This is a genomic window from Bradyrhizobium sp. 613_E4_N2_2 (genome assembly GCF_052075995.1).
GTDB classification, from domain to species: Bacteria; Pseudomonadota; Alphaproteobacteria; order Rhizobiales; family Xanthobacteraceae; genus Bradyrhizobium; species Bradyrhizobium barranii.
The window spans coordinates 5,504,859-5,525,042 of the sequence record NZ_CP197234.1 but is presented as its reverse complement, the minus strand read 5'-3'; the positions used below and the strand labels follow the sequence as shown (position 1 = coordinate 5,525,042).

The following is a 20,184-nucleotide window of genomic DNA, read 5'->3' as shown; positions in this document are numbered from 1 at the left end:
GACGCTGCCGATAGTTCCCGTAACGCGTATCCCATCGGCCGGACGTGAGCTCGTTGCCGAGCCGAGCATCATCGCACGGCGTGCATCTCCAGAAACGCCTTCACGCCGGTCACGTTACCGGTATCCGACGGCACGTAGCCGGGCAGCGTGGCGACGGCGGCGCGGAAATCGGCGCTGCGCATGATCTCCAGGATGCGCTGCATCGGCCCGGTATCGAGGAAGGCGCGCTTGCAGACGAAGAAATAATCCTCGGTGAGGATGCGGATGAAATCGAGGCCGAAGTGGCGCGCGGCCGCCTCGACACCAAAACTCGCATCCGCCATGCCGCTCGCGACATAGGCCGCGACGGCCGCGTGGGTGAACTCGATCTGCTGCGCGCCGTTGATCTTGCTCTCGTCGATGCCGCTCGCGGCAAGCAACTGGTCGAACAACAGGCGCGTGCCGGAATCATGGTCGCGGTTGACGAAGCGGACTTTTGGTCCGGTGAGGTCATGAAGCGAGGCGATACGCAGCGGATTGCCGCGCGCGACCATCAGCCCCATCTCGCGCGTGACGAAACTGATGATGCGATCCTCGCGCGGATCCAGCCATTCGCGCGCCGCCTTGATGCCTTGCGCCCGCAACGCCCCGTGCGGCAGATGCAGGCCGGAGAGATCGCAGGCGCCCTGCGCCAGCGAGACCAGCGAATGCTGGTTGCTGACATAGCGCAAATCGACGCCGATGCCGGGCTCGCGATCGAGGAATTCGCGCAGTTTTGCCACGGCAAAGCCGTGGCTGGCATGAACGCGGATCACCGAAGGGCGCTGTTCGAGGAACGGCTTTATCTCGCTCGCCAGCTCCTGCGCCAGATTTTCGAGCTGTGGCCCGAGCCGGGCCTGCATGCGTTCGCCGGCCCACACCAGCCGCTCGCCGAACGGCGTGAGCTTTGACCCCTTGCCGCGCTGGGTCTCGACCAGAGGGGTTCCAAAGAACTCCGACCATTGCTCGATCAGATTCCAGACGTGCCGGTAGGACAGGTGCACATCGCTGGCCGCGCTCGTGATCTTTCCGGTCTTCCGGATTTCGTTGAGCACGCCGAGCATGATCACGGCGGTGCGCGGGCTGCCCTCGTGGCGAAATCGCCAGACGGCCTCGATCTCGATCTGAAGCATTGGGCTTCCTTATGAACTTCGCTTCATATGTGAGGCGTCCATCGGCAAACCATATCATATTTACTCCGGCCAATAGCCGCCTAATCTGGTATACCAGAACAGGAGGAAATATGATGTCTGTTGCATATGACTTTGCGCATTCGCCGGCCACCGAATTCATGGCCCGGCCGCAGCATCTGCTGATCGACGGCCGCCGCGTCCCCGCCAGCTCCGGCCGTACCTTCAAATCCCTCAATCCCGCCACCGGGCAGGTCATCGCCGTCGTCGCCGAAGGCGGCGAGGCCGATGTCGAGCATGCGGTCGCCGCCGCGCGGCGCGCGTTCGAAGGCCCGTGGCGTACGATGCGTGCCTCCGAGCGTGGCCAGATCCTGCTGCGCTGGGCGGACCTGCTCAAGCAGCACTCCGAAGAAATCATCGAGCTCGAGTCGATCGATGCCGGTAAGCCGATCTCAGCGACGACGCGCCAGGACTTTCCGGCCGCGGTCGACACGCTGATCTACTACGCCGGCTGGGCCGACAAGATCAGCGGCGACGTCGTGCCGGTACGTGACGATGCATTGACTTATACAGTGCGCGAGCCGGTCGGCGTGGTCGCGGCGATCGTGCCGTGGAATTTCCCGCTGATGATCGGCATGTGGAAGCTGGCGCCGGCGCTGGCCTGCGGCTGCACCATCGTGATGAAGCCGGCCGAGCTGACCTCGCTGTCGGCGCTGCGCATCGCCGAGCTCGCGCTCGAGGCGGGCCTGCCGGCGGGTGTCTTCAACGTCGTCACCGGGCCGGGCCGCGTCGTCGGCGACGCGCTGGTCAATCACCCCGATGTCGACAAGGTGACCTTCACCGGCTCGCCCGGCGTGGGCCGTGGAATCATGAAGGGCGCGGCCAGCAACTTCAAGCGCGTCTCGCTCGAGCTCGGCGGCAAGTCGGCCAACGTCATTTTCGACGATGCCGATCTCGAAGCGGCGTCCAAGGCTGCGGCGTCCGGCATCTTCTTCAATGCCGGCCAGGTCTGTTCGGCCGGCTCCCGCGTGCTGGTGCAGGAGAAGGCTTACGACGAAGTCGTGGAGCGGCTGGCTGCGCGCGCAAAATCGCTCAGGATCGGCGACCCGCTCGATCGCAAGACGGCGCTCGGCCCCGTCATCTCCGAGAAGCAGATGAAGTCGATCCTCGACTATGTCGACATCGGCCAAAAGGAGGGCGCGACCCTCGTCACCGGTGGCGAGAAAGTCGGAGATCGCGGCTATTTCATCAGCCCCGCGGTGTTCGCAGGCGTCGCACACGAGATGCGGATCTCGCAGGAGGAGATTTTTGGCCCCGTCGTCAGCGTCATCAAGTTCAAGGACGAGGCCGATGCGCTCAGGATCGCCAACGGCACGGCCTACAGCCTCGCCGCCGGCGTGTGGAGCCGCGATATCGGCAAGCTCCAGCGCTTCGCCAAGCGGGCGCGTGCGGGCACGGTCTGGATGAACACCTATGGCTACACCGACGTGCGCCTGCCCTGGGGCGGCGAGCGCGACTCCGGCCTCGGCCGTGAGCACGGCACCGCTGCGCTCGACAATTTCACCGAGCCGAAGGCTGTCTGGATGAATCTGGCCGTCTGATAACCTCCCGATCGGCCAATCCTGGGCCCGCCTGATCCCGGTCAGGCGGGCTCTTTTTTCGAAATCGATAAAATTGTCTGCATTCCGCTCAGTGGCGGAAAACCCTGCGGACAAGAAGGCTGCTGCCTTAAACCTCCGCTTTGGAACCGGCGTGCATCCTGCCTGCAAAAGGTTGGGGCATCGGCATGTCTGTTCTGAGGGAGATCGTTGCGGCGGTTGCAGGAGTGTATGCGCTCCTGTTCGTCTGCGACGCATTGTTCGGCGTCGGCGAGGCGCGTTTCGACGACGCCTATTACAGCGCCAGCTTCTACGCGCCGCGGCCGAAGGAATTCCGCTTCGCCAGCGACACGCCGCCGGCGGTCCGCGTCAGCGAGGCCTTCGCGCAGTTTGCGCCGGGCGAGGCCAAGCCGAACCGGCGCTACTCGTCTCTGACGACGATCATTCGCTAACGTTCGGCCATTCAGGCTTGCTCCGGCGCCGGGGCGTCACCGGGATGCTGCCCCGCGCGTTGCGGGATCAGCAGCAGGCACACCAGCATAAAAGCTGCGATCACGACCGAGGCCAGCGGCCGGCTCAGCGCCAGGCCGCCGTGGTCGAGCGGCTTGTCGAGAAAGTCGCCGACGGTCGCACCCAGCGGACGCGTCAAGATGAAGGCGGCCCAGAACAGCGTAACGCGTGAGACGCGAGTCCAGAAGTAAAGTGCTGCGACAACGGCGAGTCCGGCCGCGAAGATCAATGCGCCACCGCGATAGCCCATATCGCCGGTATCCGCGATCCAGTCGCCGAGCGCAGTACCCAGCGTTTGCGAAAAGGTGATCGCGCCCCAATAGAACGCCTCAACGCGCGGTGTGCTGACGCTGTTGACCGAGATCGTTCCCTCGGCGCGATACCAGAGGCCGAGCACCAGCACGAGACAAGTGAGCAGCAGCGTCGAGCCGCCGGTATAGCCGATGCCGAGCGAGCGGTCGGCGAAGTCGGCCATCGTGGTGCCGAAGGTGGTCGATGCGACGATGGTGGCCCAATACAGTGCCGGATTGAATTTGCGCGCGCGGACCTGCGCCGCGACCAGGACGATCATGGCCGCGAGGAACAGGCAGGTCCCGGCCAGATAGCCCCAGTTCAGCGTCATGGTGACGGTGTCACCGCCGGTCTCGCCGAGCGTGGTGGCGGCGATCTTGATGATCCAGAAACCGAGCGTGACCTCGGGGACCTTGCTCTCGCTGATGATATTGCTTTTGGTCTGATCTTCCATGGTGTCCTCGTTGATACGTCAGCCGCGGACCGGGATCCGCGGCTGACCGGATGATGGCGCGCAGAGGCGTCAGGACTTCGCGGCGGTATCCATGGCCGCGAGCAAATCTGCGACCGCCTGTTTGCACTTCGCCGCATCCGGCGCGCCCGCGCGCAGCGCCTCCAGCGCGCGGTCGATCGCCTTGTCGACGGTGTGCCAATCGGCTGCCGCGCGCGGCTTCAATCCGGCTTCGGCCTCGTCCCATTTGGTCTCGAGGTCCTTGATCCGCGTCTTGGCAGCGGGGAGGTCGCCGTTGTCGATCAGCGCGGCGACGTCGACCACAATGGTTCGGAACGGCGTGAGATCGCCGAGCTTTGCGGTCGCGGCCTCCGCGAGCGGCACGAAGGTGAAGTGCTGGCTCGCGTGTATGTGCGGTTCGCCCGTGAAGGTCGTCAGCAGGCAGACGGCGACGGCGGAAATCAGTTTCATCATGTGGTTTCTCCTGGTGGAGCTCCTGCTTCATGCAGGGAGCGGGATTTCGCGGTTGAAGCTATTGCGCCGGATCGGCGCGGCGCCTGCCGTCGCCCTCGAAGGTCACCCAGGCGACGAGGCCGACGATCACGGTCAGGAAGGCGATGCTGGTCTGGATCGTGCCGAGTCCGATGCCGCCGTACTCGCGCGACTGCGACAACAGATCGCCGAGCGAGGCGCCAAGCGGGCGGGTCAGGATGTAGGCAAGCCAGAAGGTGAGGACGGCATTGGCGCCGAAGTAATAGGCCATCATCACCGCCGCGATCAGCACGCCGAAGGCTGCGACGCCGAGCTGGAAGCCGAGACCAAGTGCTTCGGTGGCAAGATCGCCTGCGGCCGTGCCGAGCGCGAAGGTGAAGAGGATGGCCGTCCAATAGAACAGCTCGCGCCGCGTCGTCACGATGCTGTGGATCGATAGCGTGCGCTCGACGCCGTACCAGACCGCAAAGGTCGCGGCGAGCGCGCAAGCGAACGCCGCTGTGCTGATGTAGAGGCTGATCTCGAGCTTGTCGGTCAGGAGATCCGTGAGCTGCGTGCCGACGATGCTGACGAGAACGACGGTCAGCCAGTAGATCCAGGGCACGTAGATGCGGCGGTTCAGTTGCAGCAGCAGTGCAGCGACCAGCAGGCCGCTCATGCAGATCGCGGTCGGGCCGGCGCCGAGGCCGACATGCACCGCGAGATAGTCGGCGCCGGTCTCGCCAACCGTGGTCGAGAGAATCTTGATGGCCCAGAAGATCGCCGTGACCTCCGGAACCTTGTTCAGCATCCGTCTTGCGCCAAAACTTGAATATTGCGACACGCCCAAATCTCCCAAAGCCGAAGCGATGCGAGACCGTCGCGCAGGCGACTTAGGCCGGGCTTAGGGGCGAGAATTTTCAATGCAGCGCGGCCTTCGCCGCATTTTGGGCCTGCTGGCGTTCCCTAACTCTGCGCTAAGTCGGAACGGTCATGATTTTGACGGCCGGATGGCCCGGCGGTTTCGAGGATCGAGCTTTGCGGGTACTGCTGATCGAAGACGACCGGATGGTTGGAGCCGCCGTCGAACAGGCGCTCAAGGATGCTGCTTACGCCGTCGATTGGGTGAGAGACGGCGAGAGCGCGCTGCTTGCCGCCGCGAGCGAATCCTACGAAGTCCTGCTGCTCGATCTCGGCCTGCCGAACGCGGACGGTCGGGATATCCTGCGGCAGTTGCGCGCGAATGGCTGCAGGTGCCCGGTCATTATCGTCACCGCGCGGGATGGCGTCGATCACAGGATCGAAGGCCTCGATCTCGGCGCCGACGATTATCTGGTCAAGCCGTTCGAGATACGCGAATTGCTGGCGCGGATGCGGGCGGTGCTTCGCCGCGAAGGCAGCGGTGCGCCCGCGGTGCTTGGCAACGGCAAGCTCAGTCTCGATCCTGCGACCCGCGAGGCTTCGCTGTCTGGCCAAACGGCCCTCCTGACCGCGCGCGAGTTCGCGCTGCTCCAGGCTTTGTTGACGCGCCCCGGCACCATCCTGTCGCGGAGCGAGCTCGAGCGGCAGCTTTACGGCTGGAACGAGGAGGTCGAAAGCAATGCGGTCGAATTCCTGATCCACACCATCCGAAAGAAGCTCGGTACGGAGGCGATCCGTAACGTGCGCGGGATGGGATGGATGGTGGATCGCGCGCCATGATCAACTCGCTGCGCGGCCGGCTGTTCATCAGCTTGACGACGATCGTGCTGGTGACCGAGCTGATCGGAGGCGTCTTCGCACACCGGTGGGCATTCGATGAGGCGATCGAGACGCAGGACTCCGTGCTGATCCAGATCGCGGGCCTCGTTCAGAGCGGTGGCTTCACCGGCGCTCAGGACCTCCATGGGGTCGATGAAAACTCCGAAGTCTGGCTGATGGAGCTGGGCAGGGCGCCGCAAGGCACACCCGAGGAGCGCCAGTTGTGGCGGCTTCAGGATGGGATGCGCGATGCAACGCGACAGGGAAAGCCGGTCCGGGTGGTGCTGAAGACGCGATCCGACGGCAGCCGGTTTGCCGTGGCCCAGAGCACGGGTGTCAGGGATGAGATCGCAAGTGACATGGCGCTCCGCACCGTGCTTCCGATCGCCGCGCTGATCCCTTGCCTGATGCTGGTGATCGCCTTGGTCATTGCCGGATCGCTTCGGCCCATGGTCCGGCTGGCGGACGAACTCAACGCACGGCGTGCGGATGACATGACGGCGTTGCCGCTTCGCGACCTCCCAAGCGAACTGAATCCGTTCGTGTCTTCCATCAACGGCCTGTTGCAGCGCATGCACGAGATGATAGGGCAGCAGCGAAGGTTTATCGCGGACGCCGCGCACGAACTGCGCACACCGCTGACGGCGTTGAGCGTACAGGCTGAGAATCTCGATCACGTCGAACTGCCACCGGCCGCGCGCGAGCGCCTTGCAGCGCTTCGGCAGGGCATGAGTCGCAGCAAGCATCTTCTGGAGCAGTTGCTTGCGCTGGCGCGACACGACGCTGCGCCCACCGATTGCGGGCAATGGGAGGTCCTGGAGCTCGATCACGCGGCGAAGAGCGTCATCGCCGATCTCTTGCGGGAGGCGATCGGCCGCGGCGTCGATCTTGGTTTCGAACGGGCCGAGTCAGTTCCGGTGCGGGGTGAGCCGGTCATGCTCGCAGCCATGATCCGCAATCTTCTCGACAACGCGCTCCGCTTCACGCCGGCGGGCGGCAGGATCGATGTGGCGATCTACCGGGACGGCGCCACGGCTGTGCTTCGGATCGAGGACAATGGACCAGGCGTGTCCCCCAACGAGATCGGCCGGATATTCGAGCCGTTCTTCCGTGGGCAGCGGCCGGAAGGCGAGGGCGTCGGTCTAGGCCTCTCGATCGTCAAGCGGATTGTCGATCGACTTGGGGGATCGATCGACGCTGCGAACATCACGGAGGGCGAACGAAGCGGATTGCGGATCGTCATCAAGCTGCCCGCGGCGGCCGCGTAATGTCACTCCCCCTGGATCCATTCCGCCACGCCGCGCCACAGCGTGTCGCGGTGCTCGGGGCGGAAGAAGCCGAAATGGCCGATCGCCTTGGCGCCGACGTCGGACGGCTTGACCGTCAGCACCTCCGGCTTGATCGCGGAGAAGCCGCTCGCGAGCAGCTCGACCGCGGGCCGCGTCGCCCAGGGATCGTCGGAGAAGCAGAGCGCACGTAGCTCGCCCTTGAATTTTGCGAAGTTCTCCAGCGCCGGCAATTTGGAGTCGAACAGATAGCGCGGGCTGGAGACCCAGTCGGCCCATTGCAGGAAGACGCCCTTGGGCAGATCCTCGCCGATGCCGGCCCAGCCCGGCGCGTAGCCGAGCGCGTGGACGAGCGGTACGCCGACGAAATTCATGAAGGTGTAGACGCGATATTTTTCCGGCGACGCCATCAGCCGCCAGGTCGCGGCCTGCGAGGCCACGAACGCGGCGCGTGAGATGTCGCTGTTGTTGTCGATCAATCCCAGCGCCTGGCCGCCGAAGGAGTGGCCGACATAGGCGAGCGGCAGGGTGGTGTAGCGCTCGCGCATCCAGCGCACCGCGGCGGTGACATCCTGCGCGGCCCAGTCCGACATCGAGGCCCTGAAGCCGACCAGCGATTTCGGCTGGTTGTAGCCGACCATCGCCGGCTGCCGGGAATCGCCGATGCCGCGATAATCGTAGGTCAGGACCGCGCAGCCGCGATGGGCGAGGTAGGAGGCAAAGCCGCGATAGATCTTTCGCGGGACCGCGGTGGCGGAGTTGATCAGCACGGCATGGCGTTTGGTGCCGCGCGGCAGGAACAGGGTGCCTGCCAGCGGATACCCGTCCGTCGCCGGGAAGGTGATCTCGTCGATGAAAACGTCGTCGCGCGCCGCGTCCATGGGCAGCCGATGTCCTGCCGGTTTCCTTGCCAGCCCTCAGCAAATGCGAATTCGGCTTTCCCCGCAAGGGTTTGCAGTGCGAAATGGATTTACAACTGGCGGCCGGGGACCGGGCTGTGTATAAGGCGGCCCTCGCAACCCACAGATCAGGTTGTGCTTTTTTACTTCACGGAGAGATTGCGATGTCCGAGCGGTGGACGCCCGAGTCCTGGCGCAGCAAGCCGGTGCTACAGGTGCCCGATTATCCCGACGCCAAGGCCTTGGCCGACGTCGAGGCGCAGCTTGCGACCTTTCCGCCGCTGGTGTTCGCGGGCGAGGCGCGCAATCTGAAGAAGTCCCTGGCCCGCGTTGCGGCCGGCGAGGCCTTCTTGCTCCAGGGCGGCGACTGCGCCGAGAGCTTTGCCGAGCACGGCGCCAACAACATCCGCGATTTCTTCCGCGTGCTGCTCCAGATGGCGGTGGTGCTGACCTATGCCGGCGCGGTGCCGGTGGTGAAAGTCGGGCGCATTGCCGGCCAGTTCGCAAAACCGCGGTCGTCGCCGACCGAGAAGATTGATGGCGTCGAGCTGCCGAGCTATCGCGGCGACATCGTCAACGACATCGCCTTCACCAAGGAAGCGCGCGTGCCGGATCCGCAGCGCCAGCTGATGGCCTATCGCCAGTCGGCTGCGACGCTGAACCTGCTGCGTGCGTTCGCGACCGGCGGCTTTGCCAATCTCGGCAGCGTGCATCAATGGATGCTCGGCTTCCTGAAAGATTCGCCGCAGTCCCGCCGCTACAAGGAGCTGGCTGACCGCATCTCCGACGCGCTCAACTTCATGCAGGCCTGCGGCCTCGACCTCGAGAGCCATCCGGAGCTGCGCGCGACCGATTTCTACACCAGCCACGAGGCACTGCTGCTCGGCTACGAGCAGGCCATGACCCGCGTCGATTCCACCACCGGCGACTGGTACGCGACCTCGGGCCACATGATCTGGATCGGCGACCGTACCCGTCAGCTCGACCACGGCCATGTCGAATATTTCCGCGGCATCAAGAACCCGATCGGCCTGAAGTGCGGCCCGTCGCTCAAGCCCGACGAGCTCTTGAAGCTGATCGACGTGCTCAACCCCGACAACGAGCCGGGCCGTCTGACCTTGATCAACCGCTTCGGCTCCGACAAGGTCGCCGACCATCTGCCGGGACTGATCCGCGCCGTGAAGCGCGAGGGCAGGGTTGTGGTCTGGTCGTGCGATCCCATGCACGGCAACACCATCACCTCGACGTCAGGCTACAAGACGCGCCCGTTCGACCGCGTCCTGTCGGAGGTGAAGTCGTTCTTCACCATCCACGCGGCGGAAGGCACGCACGCCGGCGGCGTGCATCTGGAGATGACCGGCCAGGACGTCACCGAGTGTATCGGCGGCGCCCGTGCGATCACCGACGAGGATCTCAACGACCGCTACCACACGGTCTGCGATCCCCGCCTCAATGCCGAGCAATCGATCGACATGGCTTTCCTGATCGCGGAGCTCCTCAAGCAGGAACGCGCCGGCAAGGCCAGGCCGATGCCGGTCGCCGCGGGGCTCTAACACCTTGCTGCGGATCTGGAAGGCGACGATCAATTCACGCAACGGTCTGGCCTTCGCGTTCCGGTCGGAGCAGGCCGTTCGCGAGGAGATTTTTGCGCTCATCCTGTCGGTGCCGCTGGCATGGTTCGTGGCCGCGACGGCGCTGCGGGCGGTCGAGCTGGTCTGTTCGGTCGCGTTCGTGCTGACTGTCGAGCTGCTCAACACCGCGATCGAGAAGCTTGCCGACCGGTTGACCATGGATCACGACAAGCAGATCGGTCGGGTCAAGGATATGGGCTCGGCCGCGGTCGGCGTTGCGCTGCTGATGGCCGGCGCGTTCTGGATCATCGCCATCATCGAGCGATTGGGGTTCCTCTGAAGCGGAGTGCGGCGGCCATGACCGAACGTCTCAACGTATTCGCGGTCACGCTCGCCCAGCTCAATCCGACCATGGGCGACATCGAAGGCAATGCCGCGAAGGTGCGTGCCGCGCGCGCGCAAGCCAGGTCCGACGGCGCCGATCTCGTGCTGTTTCCGGAATTGTTCATCGCGGGCTACCCGCCGGAAGATCTGGTGCAGAAGCCGGCGTTCCAGGACGCCTGCCGCGCCGCGATCGAGGCGCTCGCGCGCGAGACCGCCGATGGCGGCCCGGCGATGCTGGTCGGCACGCCCTGGGTCGAGGACGGCAGGCTCCATAATGCCTGCGCGCTGCTCGATGGCGGAAAAATCACCGCCTTGCGCTTCAAGTGCAACCTGCCGAATTACGGCGTGTTCGACGAGAAGCGGCTGTTTTCGCGCGGCCCGGCCGCAGGTCCCGTGACCGTGCGCGGCGTGCGCATCGGCGTACCGATCTGCGAGGACATCTGGCTGGAGGAGTCCGAGGATTACGAGAACGTGGTCGAGACGCTGGCCGAGACCGGCGCCGAGATCATCCTGGTGCCGAACGGCTCGCCCTATGCCCGCGACAAGAGCGACGTGCGCCTCTCGGTCGCCGTGGCGCGTGTCACCGAGAGCGGCCTGCCGCTGGTCTATCTCAACCAGGTTTGCGGCCAGGACGAGCTGGTGTTCGACGGCGCGTCCTTTGCGCTCAACGGCGATCTCTCGCTCGCGGCGCAATTGCCGGCGTTCGAAGAGAGCGTCACCACATTGGGCTTCACCAGGAACGGCGACGACTGGCGCTGCGCCGGGCCGATCGCCGCGCAGCCCGAGGGCGACCGCGCCGACTATGCGGCCTGCGTGCTGGGCTTGCGCGACTACGTCGCCAAGAACGGCTTTCCCGGCGTGCTGCTCGGCATCTCCGGCGGCATCGACTCCGCTCTCTGCGCGGCGATCGCGGTCGATGCGCTCGGTGCCGACCAGGTGCATGGCGTGATGCTGCCTTATCGCTACACCGCGGCGAGCTCGATCGCGGACGCGGGCGAGCTCGCCGGGCATCTCGGAATCCGCTACGAGGTGCTGCCGATCGCTGAAGCCGTGACCGGCTTCGAGACCATCCTGTCCGGCATCTTCAAGAATCTGCCGCCCGATATCACCGAGGAAAACCTGCAGGCCCGCACCCGCGGCACGCTGCTGATGGCGATCTCCAACAAGACCGGGCTGATGGTGGTGACGACCGGCAACAAGTCGGAAATGTCGGTCGGCTACGCCACGCTCTATGGCGACATGAACGGCGGCTTCAATCCGATCAAGGATATCTACAAGACGCAGGTGTTTCGGCTGGCCGCGCTGCGCAACCACTGGAAGCCCGACGGCGCGCTCGGGCCTGCGGGCGAGGTGATTCCTCCCGATATCATCACGCGCCCGCCGACGGCGGAGCTGCGCGAGAACCAGACCGACCAGGACTCGCTGCCGCCTTATGACGTGCTCGACGCCATCCTGGAGCGTCTGATCGAGCGCGAGGAGCCGCTCGACAAGATCATCGCCGCCGGCTTCGACCGCGAGACGGTCACCCGCATCGATCATCTGCTCAACGTCGCCGAATACAAGCGCCGCCAGGCCGCACCGGGCGTGAAGGTGACGGCCAGGAATTTCGGCCGCGACCGCCGCTATCCCATCACCAACCGCTTTCGCGATAAGGGCGAGCCGTCGCCTGCGGCGGACGAGACGCTGGTCTCGCGCGGCAGCAAGGCGTCGATCGACGCGTTCGAGGGCTGATGCGAGCCGCGCGGCGATGGCGCCCCACCCCTGTCATCATCCGCGAAGGCGGATGATCCAGTACTCCGTGGCGGGCATTGTAGGAACCGACTGCTGACACGGGTTACTGGATGCCCCGCCTTCGCGGGGCATGACGGTGCAAATCAGCTTGCCGCTACGACGGGGTTGCGAAAAACATCACCCGAAGCAAGTGGGTGTATTCGGATTCGAGCACCATGATGGTCACAAACACCATTACCGCGATCGGCGGCAGCAGGATGGCATAGGTGAGGGCCAGCCGCTCCCAGGCCATGTGCATGAAGACGGCGACGATCAGGCCGGCCTTCAACACCATGAACAGCAGGATCAGCGACCACCTGAGGTAGCCGTGTAGGCCAAAGTAGTCGACAAGGTAGGAGCATGTGCTGAGGACGAACAACCAGCCCCAGACCACGAGGTAGAGCTTGATCGGGTGCTGTTGCCCTTTGGCGTGCACGGCTGCTGTTGCGACTGCGCCGTGCGCCGGAGCGTGGAGCTGGCCTTCCATGTGTACCGCCGCGTTTGTCATGCGCCGACCTCACCAAAGATAGAACAATGCAAAGATGAACACCCACACGAGATCGACGAAGTGCCAGTACAGGCCCATGATCTCGACGATCTCGTAATAGCCCTTGCGGCTTGTGAAGAAGCCGCGCCTCTCGACGTCGAAGTCGCCCCGCCAGACCTTTCGCGCGATCGCGATCAGGAAGATCACGCCGATCGTCACGTGGGTGCCGTGGAAACCCGTGATCATGAAAAAGCTTGAGCCAAACTGCGCCGCGCCCCATGGATTGCCCCAGGGTCGAACGCCCTCCATGATCAGCTTGGTCCATTCGAACGCCTGCATTCCGACGAAGGTTGCGCCGAAGGCCGCCGTGACTAGCATCAGGATTGCGGTTCTCACGCGATCGCGGCGGTAGCCGAAATTGACGGCCATCGCCATTGTTCCGCTGCTGCTGATCAGGACGAAGGTCATGATGGCGATCAGGATCAGGGGGATGTGGTTGCCCCCGATATTGAGGGCGAAGACTTCGCTGGGATTCGGCCACGGCACGGTCGTGGACATGCGCGCCGTCATGTAGGAGAGCAGGAAGCAACTGAAGATGAAGGTGTCGCTGAGGAGGAAGATCCACATCATGGCCTTGCCCCAGGACACGTTCTTGAAGGCGCGCTGATCGGACGCCCAGTCGGCGGCGATGCCGCGCCAGCCTTCAAGCCGCGCAGGCGATTGGCCCGAATGTGTCAGCACGGTTTCAGCCATCTGGTCTCGCCTCCCTAGCTCAGCAATTGACGGCAGATGTTGACGAAATCGTCGGTCCAGCCCGTGAGAAGCCCGAGCAGGACAAGCCAGACCAACAGCAGGAAGTGCCAGTAGATGGCGCACAGCTCCACGCTCAAGCGCATGTCGGCGATCTCGGTGCCGCGCCACACCTTGGCCGAGGTTCGCCCGAGGGCCACCAGGCCGCCCGTCAGATGCAGCCCGTGCACCGCAGTCAACAGGTAGAAGAAGGAATTGGCCGGATTGGATGCCATGAAATATCCGGCAGCCCCGAGCCGTTGCCAGGCCAGGAGCTGACCGGCGAGGAAGATCACGGCAGATGCTCCGCCGGCGAGCAGACCGATCTTGACGCTCTCGGTATCGTGTCGCCCAGCAGCCACGTACGACCATTGCAGCGCGACACTGCTCAGGACCAGGACGCCCGTGTTGACCCACAGCAGCCGCGGGACCGGCAGCGGCCGCCAGTCCACCACGCTCATGCGCATCGAGTAGGCGCTGATGAAGAGGACGAACAGTGTGCTCGCGACAGCGAGAAACACGCCAAGTCCGACCTTCGCTGCCGGCCAGGTCATGCTATCGCCGCCGGGGAAGTCACCGACCGAGCCTTCCTCCAGCCAGGGCTTGGCCATCAGCCGCTGCTGCGACAGCCACCATCCGGCGATCACCGCAAGCACAGCCAGGAACAGGATGATGGCGCTCACGAAGCAGCTCCCTGAACGAGCTGCGTCGCGCGTGGCGGCTGGTTCTGCGGAATGAAGTCCTCCGCAGCACCGGGCACACTGTAGTCATAGGCCCAGCGGTACACGACCGGGAGCTCCTTGCCCCAGTTGCCGTGCCCTGGGGGCGTCTCCGGCGTCTGCCACTCCAGCGTCGTCGCCCGCCACGGATTGCCGCCTGAGGCCTCACCCTTGAACAGGCTCCAGGCAAGATTGAACAGGAACACCATCTGGCTGAAGCCGACGGTCAAGGCCACCACGGAGATGAAGGCGTTCAGTGTATGGGCCGAGGACGGGATGAACGCCGTGTCGCCGAGTTCGAAATACCGGCGCGGAACCCCGAGCAGTCCAAGATAGTGCATGGGGAAGAAGATCAGGTAGGCGCCGAGGAAGGTGACCCAGAAGTGAAACTTGCCCAGGACGTCGTTCAGCATCCGTCCCGTGACCTTGGGGTACCAATGATAGATCGCGCCGAGCACGACCATGATCGGTGCCACGCCCATCACCATGTGGAAATGCGCGACCACGAACATCGTATCCGAGAGGGGCACGTCCACGACGACGTTGCCGAGGAAGAGGCCGGTGAGGCCGCCATTCACGAAGGTGATGATGAAGCCGAGGGCGAACAGCATCGGCACCCTGAGATGAATGTCGCCGCGCCACAGCGTCAGCACCCAGTTGTAGACCTTGATCGCAGTGGGGATTGCGATGATGAGCGTCGTGGTGGCGAAGAAGTACCCGAATTGCGGGAACATGCCGCTCACATACATGTGGTGCGCCCACACGACGAAGCTGAGCGCACCAATCCCCACGATGGCCCAGACCATCATGCGATAACCGAAGATGTTCTTGCGCGCATGCGTGCTGATCAGATCGGAGACGATGCCGAAGGCGGGCAGGGCGACGATGTAGACCTCGGGGTGGCCGAAGAACCAGAACAGGTGCTGGAAGAGCAGCGGGCTGCCGCCGCCATATTTCGAAAGCGTGCCCATCTCGACGAGGGAGGGCATGAAGAAGCTGGTTCCCAGGAGACGGTCGAGCAGCAGCATGACCGAGGCAACGAAGAGTGCAGGGAATGCCAGCAACGCCATGACGGTCGCCGTGAAAATGCCCCACACCGTCAGGGGCAGGCGCATCAACGTCATGCCGCGGGTGCGCGCCTGCAGCACCGTGACCACGTAATTCAAGCCGCCCATCGTGAAGCCGATGATGAACAGGATCAGGGACGACATCATGAGAATGATGCCCCAATCCTGCCCGGGCGTTCCGGAGAGGATGGCTTGCGGCGGGTATAGCGTCCAGCCGGCGCCGGTGGGGCCGCCGGGCACGAAGAATGTCGAGGCCAGCACCAGGACCGCGAGCAGGTAGACCCAGTAGCTCAGCATGTTCACGTAGGGGAAGACCATGTCCCGGGCGCCGACCATCAGCGGGATCAGGTAGTTGCCGAAGCCGCCGAGGAACAATGCGGTGAGCAGATAGATCACCATGATCATGCCGTGCATGGTGATGAACTGGAGGTACTGGTTGGCATCGATGAAAGAGAAGGTGCCGGGGAATCCCAGTTGCAGTCGCATCAGCCACGACAGCACCAGGGCCACCAGCCCGATGGCCGAGGCCGTCAGCGAATACTGAATGGCGATCACCTTGGCGTCCTGCGAGAAGACATACCGTGTCCACCAGCTCCTTGGATGATAGAGCTCGACTTCAGGTACTTCGGCAGGCGGGATGCCTGCGATCCCTTCATATGGAATATCGACCATAGAAACCTCCTCGGTCGTTTCCATCGGGGGTGAGGCATTGGCCTCGTGCACCCGATCTTCGCAGCGGCAGCCTGCTACTTGCCACCGGATTGGTACGTCGCCTTCACGACAGCTCTTGCCGGCGACAATTCGGCAAACGTCTTTTGTTGCTCAAGCCAAGCGTGATATTCACGCTCTTCGTCGACGATGACCTTGGCCCGCATCTGATAATGAGCAGCGCCACAGAGCTCCGCACATAGAACATCGAACGTTCCGGTTCGGATCGGCGTTATCCAGAAGTAGGTCACCATGCCAGGGACCATGTCCATCTTGGCGCGGAATTCGGGCACGTAGAAATCGTGCAGGACATCAACCGAGCGGAGGAGAACCTTGACCGGCTTTCCCATTTGAAGGTGCAGGTCGCCGTTCTCGATCACGACGTCGTCCTGCGCGTGCGGGTCGTCACGATTGAGTCCCATCGGATTGTCGGAAGCGATGTTGCGGACATCGGATGTGCCCAACCGCCCATCCTTGCCTGGAAGGCGGAAGCTCCATTGCCATTGCTGGCCCATGACCTCGACTTCGGTGGCATCCGCAGGCACCGTCACGAACTGGTGCCAGACCACGAGACCAGGCGCCAGCATGGCCGCGACTCCGACGCCGGTCCCGACGCTCAGCCACCATTCGAGCTTTTTGTTTTCCGGATTGTAGTCGGCCCGTCTTCCCTCTTTGTGGTGAAAGCGGAAGACGCAATAGGCCATGAAGGCGATGACCGCGACGAAAACGAATCCCGTGATCCAGAACGTGATGCTGATGGTGTGGTCGATATAGGCCCAGTTCGTGGCGATCGGCGTCCACCACCACGGGCTGTAGAGGTGAAACAGCACCGAGCCGATCGCGACCAGAAGCAGTATCAGTGCGACAGCCATCCTGATCCATCCTTGCCATCGAAGGCTACGGATACGAATCCAGGGCGGAGCTCACGTCTGTCGCGATGGCGGACTTTCTCTACGCGGACATCTATGCTGACATATGCGCCATCACCGCGCCTCTTGCCTCGCCCATTCAACCAGTCGCGATATTCAAGAGGAAGACCGCGACCGCTGGGGGCGTCCAGGCATTTAAAATGATCCCCCGCGAACCCGGCGTCAATAGCATGTCAACACGCTTACGCGGCGTGGGCGATCGATGTTGCCGTGCGAGCTGGCGAGCCTCGGTCGCATTCTCGATGTGATGCATCGCACAAAATATGCGACGCACAATTCACCCAGCCGGGAGCGCTGGTCATTCCAGATCGCGCGCGCTAAGCTCGGGGCGCAGGTCGCGACGGGTTTCGTCCGGCTAAGCTCCTTCCTCGTTGAGCCTGGAACTGCCGTACTCGGCTCGATCGCGTCTCCCGCACATAAGGGCGGATACGCGCGGCCGGAAAGCGCGCCGTTTGCCGCCGCGACTTTCAGCAGAGGAGGGCGTGTCCATGGCCACTCTTTATCCCGACAACATCATAAAGCGGCACCTGTTCGGCGAAGCGGCCTCCTACCCCATTCGCAAGATCAGCTTGTCCGACCTGACCGAGGCCCTACGCCTGGGTTGGGAGGATTTCCAGGCGATGCCGAGCCACGCGATCGTCGTGTGCGTGATTTATCCCGTTCTCGGTCTCGTCCTGTTCAGGATGGTTCTCGGCTATTCGGTGCTGCCGCTCCTGTTTCCGCTGGCTGCCGGCTTTGCCTTGATCGGCCCTTTTGCCGCGATCGGTCTCTATGAACTCAGCCGGCGTCGCGAGCGCGGCGAGGAGGTCGATGCATGGGATGCGATCAAGGTGCTGCGCGCACCGTCGTTCGGCGCCATGGTCGAGCTCGGCGTGCTCCTGCTGGTCCTGTTCGGGGCCTGGATCGGTGTCGCGAACGCAATCTATGTCACGATCTTCGGTCACGCGGCGGCCGCAAGCATTCCCGACTTCGCAACGCGGGTGCTGACGACACCGGAAGGCTGGTCGCTCGTCATCGTCGGTTGCGGTTGTGGCTTCCTGTTTGCGGTTGTGGCCTTGTGCGTCAGCGTCGTGTCGTTTCCGTTGATGCTCGACCGGCATGCGACTGCGATCGACGCGATCCGCACGTCGCTCCGAGCGGTGGCCGCGAATCCGGTTGCGATGGCCGGATGGGGCCTCATCGTCGCGGCGCTGCTCGTGATCGGCTCGCTGCCGTTCTTCGTCGGTCTCGCTGTCGTCCTGCCGGTGCTCGGTCATGCCACCTGGCACCTCTATCGGCGGGTGGTCGAGCCGAATCCGAATCCACCGGACGAGCCGCCGCCGCCCCCGAAGGGAAAGCGCTACGCAGCGGACTTTCCGGCCAATCTCTTCCCGTGGAGCCGCGAGGGTAAGCAGTAACAGCGAAGACGGCCGCACCTGGCGGCCGCCTTCGCGGGGCATGACGGGTTAGAGCCTACTTCTGCTGCTGCGGCAGGAACGTCGGACCGACCGAGCGGATCGGCTTGTTCTCCGACGAATTGGTGGCCGTGCCGGTATCCGCAGGCGCGGCCGCAGCCGGTGTACTGGCCGTCGTCGGCGCGGGAGCCGCGCCCTTCTTGGCAGTCGCGGGCGTGCCCTTGTTGAGCCGCTGCTGCTGCATCTTCTTGGCGCTCTCCTCGGTGACGATGATGTCACCCTGCTGCTCGGCCGCCGCCTTGTCGTCGGCGGATTTCAGCGCGTCGGCCCAGGTCTGGCCTGCGGCCTTGCAGGAGCAGGACGGGTTGAACTCGCTGCGGAATTTGAACGCGGTCGGCAGCGCCGTGTAGGGCTGGCCGCTGGTGGAGACCGCGGAGTTCATGTCCTCGCCGGGATTGCGATGGGTGTAGAGCACGGCTTCCGCGGCCGGGCACAGCGCCTTGCAGGTCTTCTCGTCGTCGGGGAAGCGCGCCGGCACGGTGGCAAACGAGACCGGGAAATAGGCGCCGTCGCAGGTGCGCACGCACACGGTGCGGTAGGTGCCGGATTGCGGTCCGAGATCGGAGGGCGGCACGCCTTGCGGATTGTTGGGGTTGTTGCCGCCGCCGCCGAACAGATTGTTCAGGAAGTTGCCGCCGCCTTGCGATTGCGCGGCGTTGGCATATTGCGGGCCGCAATTGTTCTGCGCCAGCGCCGCCAGCACCGAGCGGCGCTGGTTGTCGCGCTCCGGGCTGAAGCCGCCGGGGCCGCCACCGCGCAGGCGTTCGAGATTGCCGGTGATCTGGTCCAGATTGGCGCGCATCTGCTGGATCTGGGTGTTGACCGGGCCGCATTGCGCCGACTGGCCGTTGAACAGCGAGAAGAAGCCGGAGGAATCGCAGCCCATGCGCTTGGCCTGCATGGTGACGCGGTCGAGCTCGGCCTGCTGCTTGGCTTGGGAATCCTGATAGCGGCGGATCTGGTCTTCGCGCGCGGGGTCGCCACCGCCGCCGCCACGATCGAGCGCGGCGAGCTGGCCTTCCAGCCGCACGCACATCGGATTTGGTCCAAGCCCGTTCTGGCCGGGCTGAGGCGGCGGGCCGGGCGGGCCGGCTTGCGCGAAAGCACCGTTGGCGAGCACGACCGTGCTCAGAAGCACGGTGCAGGCAAGGATGGAGCGGGCACGGGAGAGAGACAAAAATTCAGGCATATCCGCCATTCTAGCGAGGTCACGGCCCGGCGTGATTTTGGGGGCCGACGCGCGCCCTCCAATAGCCGCTTCCTGCGGCATCGTCACGTCGTTTCAGGGGCCGAAAACTGGTCCTAAGGTCCCCCAGCTCCGAGGGAATTCAGCGCTGGCAGGTGATTGCGACATATTCGTCGCAATGGCCATGGGAGCAGTTTGCGCCAGTTTTGGGGACAGAGCCGGTAATTTCGTCGGGATCGACCCGGCGGTAGGCCGAGGCCAGGGCAAAATCGCGTGACTGGCAATAGGTGCGCGCGACCTGTGCGCCGCATTTCTCACCCTTGGCGAGGCACTGGTCGACACCGTAGCCGTCCGCCTGGTTGGCGATGATGAAGACGCGGGTCTCGGCGACCGCGCTGGATGCCGCGATGATGGAGGCACAAGAGACGAGCGCGAGCAGGGATCGCATGGGTGCACCGGGGCTTTAGGGAACCGCCGGGTTCCAAGTAAACTCAAAAGGTTAAGGATGATGAACCATCAAGGCGGGGCGGCCGCGCTTTGCGGAGATAAAACGGCGTTTTCGCGGCTCTCTTGACGCGGGGGCGCCTGATAGCCCATATGTGGCCGCATGTACGGTCTCCTCGCCATTTGTGGCATTTGCCGCGAGATTACGAGCTAGCGATTCGCTGGCTGGAGCCGTCTTTTCTCAAAAACATTGAGAGCCTCGGACGCCCGGCCAACAGCCGA

Annotated in this window: 20 protein-coding genes; 8 read left to right on the top strand and 12 right to left on the bottom strand. The window is 64.1% G+C overall.

The window, feature by feature from the left end; all coding sequences use genetic code 11:
- Positions 1 to 68: 68 nt before the first annotated feature.
- On the bottom strand, positions 69 to 1,151 hold the full coding sequence (locus AB7290_RS26770; protein ID WP_085404845.1) for a substrate-binding domain-containing protein: 1,083 nt from the start codon (positions 1,149 to 1,151) through the stop codon (positions 69 to 71).
- Between the two features lie 113 nt (positions 1,152 to 1,264).
- Between AB7290_RS26770 and AB7290_RS26765 the strand changes: the two genes are divergently transcribed.
- Positions 1,265 to 2,749, top strand: coding sequence for an aldehyde dehydrogenase family protein (locus tag AB7290_RS26765; RefSeq protein ID WP_085404939.1), 1,485 nt, complete (start codon positions 1,265 to 1,267; stop codon positions 2,747 to 2,749).
- A 185-nt stretch (positions 2,750 to 2,934) separates the two neighbouring features.
- Positions 2,935 to 3,198 carry a hypothetical protein gene (locus AB7290_RS26760; RefSeq protein ID WP_063983997.1) on the top strand — a complete coding sequence of 88 codons (264 nt, stop codon included), beginning with the start codon at positions 2,935 to 2,937 and terminating at the stop codon, positions 3,196 to 3,198.
- An 11-nt stretch (positions 3,199 to 3,209) separates the two neighbouring features.
- Here AB7290_RS26760 and AB7290_RS26755 read toward each other — a convergent pair whose 3' ends face one another.
- The 3 genes from AB7290_RS26755 to AB7290_RS26745 all read right to left on the bottom strand — a co-directional run bounded on the left by AB7290_RS26755 (position 3,210) and on the right by AB7290_RS26745 (position 5,280).
- Positions 3,210 to 4,001 (bottom strand): COG4705 family protein, encoded by a 792-nt coding sequence (locus AB7290_RS26755; protein ID WP_085404844.1) that lies wholly within the window; start codon positions 3,999 to 4,001, stop codon positions 3,210 to 3,212.
- A gap of 69 nt (positions 4,002 to 4,070) precedes the next feature.
- On the bottom strand, positions 4,071 to 4,472 hold the full coding sequence (locus AB7290_RS26750) for a hypothetical protein (protein ID WP_085404843.1): 402 nt from the start codon (positions 4,470 to 4,472) through the stop codon (positions 4,071 to 4,073).
- Positions 4,473 to 4,530: 58 nt separating this feature from the next.
- Positions 4,531 to 5,280, bottom strand: coding sequence for a COG4705 family protein (locus tag AB7290_RS26745; RefSeq protein WP_085404842.1), 750 nt, complete (start codon positions 5,278 to 5,280; stop codon positions 4,531 to 4,533).
- Positions 5,281 to 5,507: 227 nt separating this feature from the next.
- Between AB7290_RS26745 and AB7290_RS26740 the strand changes: the two genes are divergently transcribed.
- Entirely contained in the window at positions 5,508 to 6,170 is a 663-nt protein-coding gene (locus AB7290_RS26740) for a response regulator transcription factor (protein WP_085404938.1), read from the top strand.
- Positions 6,167 to 7,477 (top strand): ATP-binding protein, encoded by a 1,311-nt coding sequence (locus AB7290_RS26735; protein ID WP_085404841.1) that lies wholly within the window; start codon positions 6,167 to 6,169, stop codon positions 7,475 to 7,477. The genes AB7290_RS26740 and AB7290_RS26735 overlap by 4 nt, the downstream gene beginning before the upstream one ends.
- 2 nt (positions 7,478 to 7,479) lie before the next feature.
- Here the strand turns inward: AB7290_RS26735 and AB7290_RS26730 are convergent, their stop codons facing one another.
- Complete coding sequence (locus AB7290_RS26730; RefSeq protein ID WP_085404840.1) at positions 7,480 to 8,376, bottom strand: alpha/beta hydrolase family protein; 897 nt, start codon at positions 8,374 to 8,376, stop codon at positions 7,480 to 7,482.
- Positions 8,377 to 8,558: 182 nt separating this feature from the next.
- Here AB7290_RS26730 and AB7290_RS26725 point away from each other — a divergent pair, with 182 nt between their 5' ends.
- From AB7290_RS26725 to AB7290_RS26715, 3 genes are read left to right on the top strand one after another with little or no spacing between them, the layout of a single operon-like run.
- The gene (locus AB7290_RS26725) at positions 8,559 to 9,947 is read left to right on the top strand and encodes a class II 3-deoxy-7-phosphoheptulonate synthase (RefSeq protein ID WP_085404839.1); all 1,389 of its coding nucleotides are present in this window, start codon (positions 8,559 to 8,561) and stop codon (positions 9,945 to 9,947) included.
- Positions 9,948 to 9,951: 4 nt separating this feature from the next.
- Positions 9,952 to 10,305, top strand: a complete 354-nt coding sequence (locus AB7290_RS26720; protein ID WP_063983991.1) for a diacylglycerol kinase — start codon at positions 9,952 to 9,954, stop codon at positions 10,303 to 10,305.
- A 17-nt stretch (positions 10,306 to 10,322) separates the two neighbouring features.
- Positions 10,323 to 12,080, top strand: a complete 1,758-nt coding sequence (locus AB7290_RS26715) for an NAD+ synthase (protein ID WP_085404838.1) — start codon at positions 10,323 to 10,325, stop codon at positions 12,078 to 12,080.
- Between the two features lie 154 nt (positions 12,081 to 12,234).
- Here AB7290_RS26715 and AB7290_RS26710 read toward each other — a convergent pair whose 3' ends face one another.
- The 5 genes from AB7290_RS26710 to AB7290_RS26690 all read right to left on the bottom strand — a co-directional run bounded on the left by AB7290_RS26710 (position 12,235) and on the right by AB7290_RS26690 (position 16,761).
- Positions 12,235 to 12,627 carry a cytochrome C oxidase subunit IV family protein gene (locus AB7290_RS26710; protein ID WP_085404837.1) on the bottom strand — a complete coding sequence of 131 codons (393 nt, stop codon included), beginning with the start codon at positions 12,625 to 12,627 and terminating at the stop codon, positions 12,235 to 12,237.
- A gap of 9 nt (positions 12,628 to 12,636) precedes the next feature.
- Entirely contained in the window at positions 12,637 to 13,359 is a 723-nt protein-coding gene (locus tag AB7290_RS26705) for a heme-copper oxidase subunit III family protein (RefSeq protein WP_085404836.1), read from the bottom strand.
- A 14-nt stretch (positions 13,360 to 13,373) separates the two neighbouring features.
- Positions 13,374 to 14,078 carry a cytochrome c oxidase subunit 3 gene (locus AB7290_RS26700; protein ID WP_085404835.1) on the bottom strand — a complete coding sequence of 235 codons (705 nt, stop codon included), beginning with the start codon at positions 14,076 to 14,078 and terminating at the stop codon, positions 13,374 to 13,376.
- Positions 14,075 to 15,853, bottom strand: coding sequence for a cbb3-type cytochrome c oxidase subunit I (locus tag AB7290_RS26695; protein WP_085404834.1), 1,779 nt, complete (start codon positions 15,851 to 15,853; stop codon positions 14,075 to 14,077). Before AB7290_RS26695 ends, AB7290_RS26700 begins: the two co-directional genes overlap by 4 nt.
- 74 nt (positions 15,854 to 15,927) lie before the next feature.
- Positions 15,928 to 16,761 carry a cytochrome c oxidase subunit II gene (locus AB7290_RS26690; RefSeq protein ID WP_071915136.1) on the bottom strand — a complete coding sequence of 278 codons (834 nt, stop codon included), beginning with the start codon at positions 16,759 to 16,761 and terminating at the stop codon, positions 15,928 to 15,930.
- Between the two features lie 545 nt (positions 16,762 to 17,306).
- Between AB7290_RS26690 and AB7290_RS26685 the strand changes: the two genes are divergently transcribed.
- A complete protein-coding gene (locus AB7290_RS26685) occupies positions 17,307 to 18,215 on the top strand; it encodes a DUF2189 domain-containing protein (RefSeq protein WP_063983984.1) in 909 nt (302 codons plus the stop codon).
- Between the two features lie 55 nt (positions 18,216 to 18,270).
- Here the strand turns inward: AB7290_RS26685 and AB7290_RS26680 are convergent, their stop codons facing one another.
- Together AB7290_RS26680 and AB7290_RS26675 are read right to left on the bottom strand one after the other, a co-directional pair.
- Entirely contained in the window at positions 18,271 to 19,470 is a 1,200-nt protein-coding gene (locus AB7290_RS26680; RefSeq protein ID WP_085404833.1) for a DUF2865 domain-containing protein, read from the bottom strand.
- 130 nt (positions 19,471 to 19,600) lie between these two features.
- Positions 19,601 to 19,906 carry a hypothetical protein gene (locus tag AB7290_RS26675; protein ID WP_085404832.1) on the bottom strand — a complete coding sequence of 102 codons (306 nt, stop codon included), beginning with the start codon at positions 19,904 to 19,906 and terminating at the stop codon, positions 19,601 to 19,603.
- Positions 19,907 to 20,184 lie beyond the last annotated feature (278 nt).

What these genes read in the sequence shown, in the direction of transcription:
- AB7290_RS26770 (WP_085404845.1), bottom strand. Translation starts at nt 1,151, where the DNA reads ATGCTTCAGATCGAGATCGAGGCCGTCTGGCGATTTCGCCACGAGGGC.
- AB7290_RS26765 (WP_085404939.1), top strand. Translation starts at nt 1,265, where the DNA reads ATGTCTGTTGCATATGACTTTGCGCATTCGCCGGCCACCGAATTCATG.
- AB7290_RS26760 (WP_063983997.1), top strand. Translation starts at nt 2,935, where the DNA reads ATGTCTGTTCTGAGGGAGATCGTTGCGGCGGTTGCAGGAGTGTATGCG.
- AB7290_RS26755 (WP_085404844.1), bottom strand. Translation starts at nt 4,001, where the DNA reads ATGGAAGATCAGACCAAAAGCAATATCATCAGCGAGAGCAAGGTCCCC.
- AB7290_RS26750 (WP_085404843.1), bottom strand. Translation starts at nt 4,472, where the DNA reads ATGATGAAACTGATTTCCGCCGTCGCCGTCTGCCTGCTGACGACCTTC.
- AB7290_RS26745 (WP_085404842.1), bottom strand. Translation starts at nt 5,280, where the DNA reads ATGCTGAACAAGGTTCCGGAGGTCACGGCGATCTTCTGGGCCATCAAG.
- AB7290_RS26735 (WP_085404841.1), top strand. Translation starts at nt 6,167, where the DNA reads ATGATCAACTCGCTGCGCGGCCGGCTGTTCATCAGCTTGACGACGATC.
- AB7290_RS26730 (WP_085404840.1), bottom strand. Translation starts at nt 8,376, where the DNA reads ATGGACGCGGCGCGCGACGACGTTTTCATCGACGAGATCACCTTCCCG.
- AB7290_RS26725 (WP_085404839.1), top strand. Translation starts at nt 8,559, where the DNA reads ATGTCCGAGCGGTGGACGCCCGAGTCCTGGCGCAGCAAGCCGGTGCTA.
- AB7290_RS26715 (WP_085404838.1), top strand. Translation starts at nt 10,323, where the DNA reads ATGACCGAACGTCTCAACGTATTCGCGGTCACGCTCGCCCAGCTCAAT.
- AB7290_RS26710 (WP_085404837.1), bottom strand. Translation starts at nt 12,627, where the DNA reads ATGACAAACGCGGCGGTACACATGGAAGGCCAGCTCCACGCTCCGGCG.
- AB7290_RS26705 (WP_085404836.1), bottom strand. Translation starts at nt 13,359, where the DNA reads ATGGCTGAAACCGTGCTGACACATTCGGGCCAATCGCCTGCGCGGCTT.
- AB7290_RS26695 (WP_085404834.1), bottom strand. Translation starts at nt 15,853, where the DNA reads ATGGTCGATATTCCATATGAAGGGATCGCAGGCATCCCGCCTGCCGAA.
- AB7290_RS26690 (WP_071915136.1), bottom strand. Translation starts at nt 16,761, where the DNA reads ATGGCTGTCGCACTGATACTGCTTCTGGTCGCGATCGGCTCGGTGCTG.
- AB7290_RS26685 (WP_063983984.1), top strand. Translation starts at nt 17,307, where the DNA reads ATGGCCACTCTTTATCCCGACAACATCATAAAGCGGCACCTGTTCGGC.
- AB7290_RS26680 (WP_085404833.1), bottom strand. Translation starts at nt 19,470, where the DNA reads ATGGCGGATATGCCTGAATTTTTGTCTCTCTCCCGTGCCCGCTCCATC.
- AB7290_RS26675 (WP_085404832.1), bottom strand. Translation starts at nt 19,906, where the DNA reads ATGCGATCCCTGCTCGCGCTCGTCTCTTGTGCCTCCATCATCGCGGCA.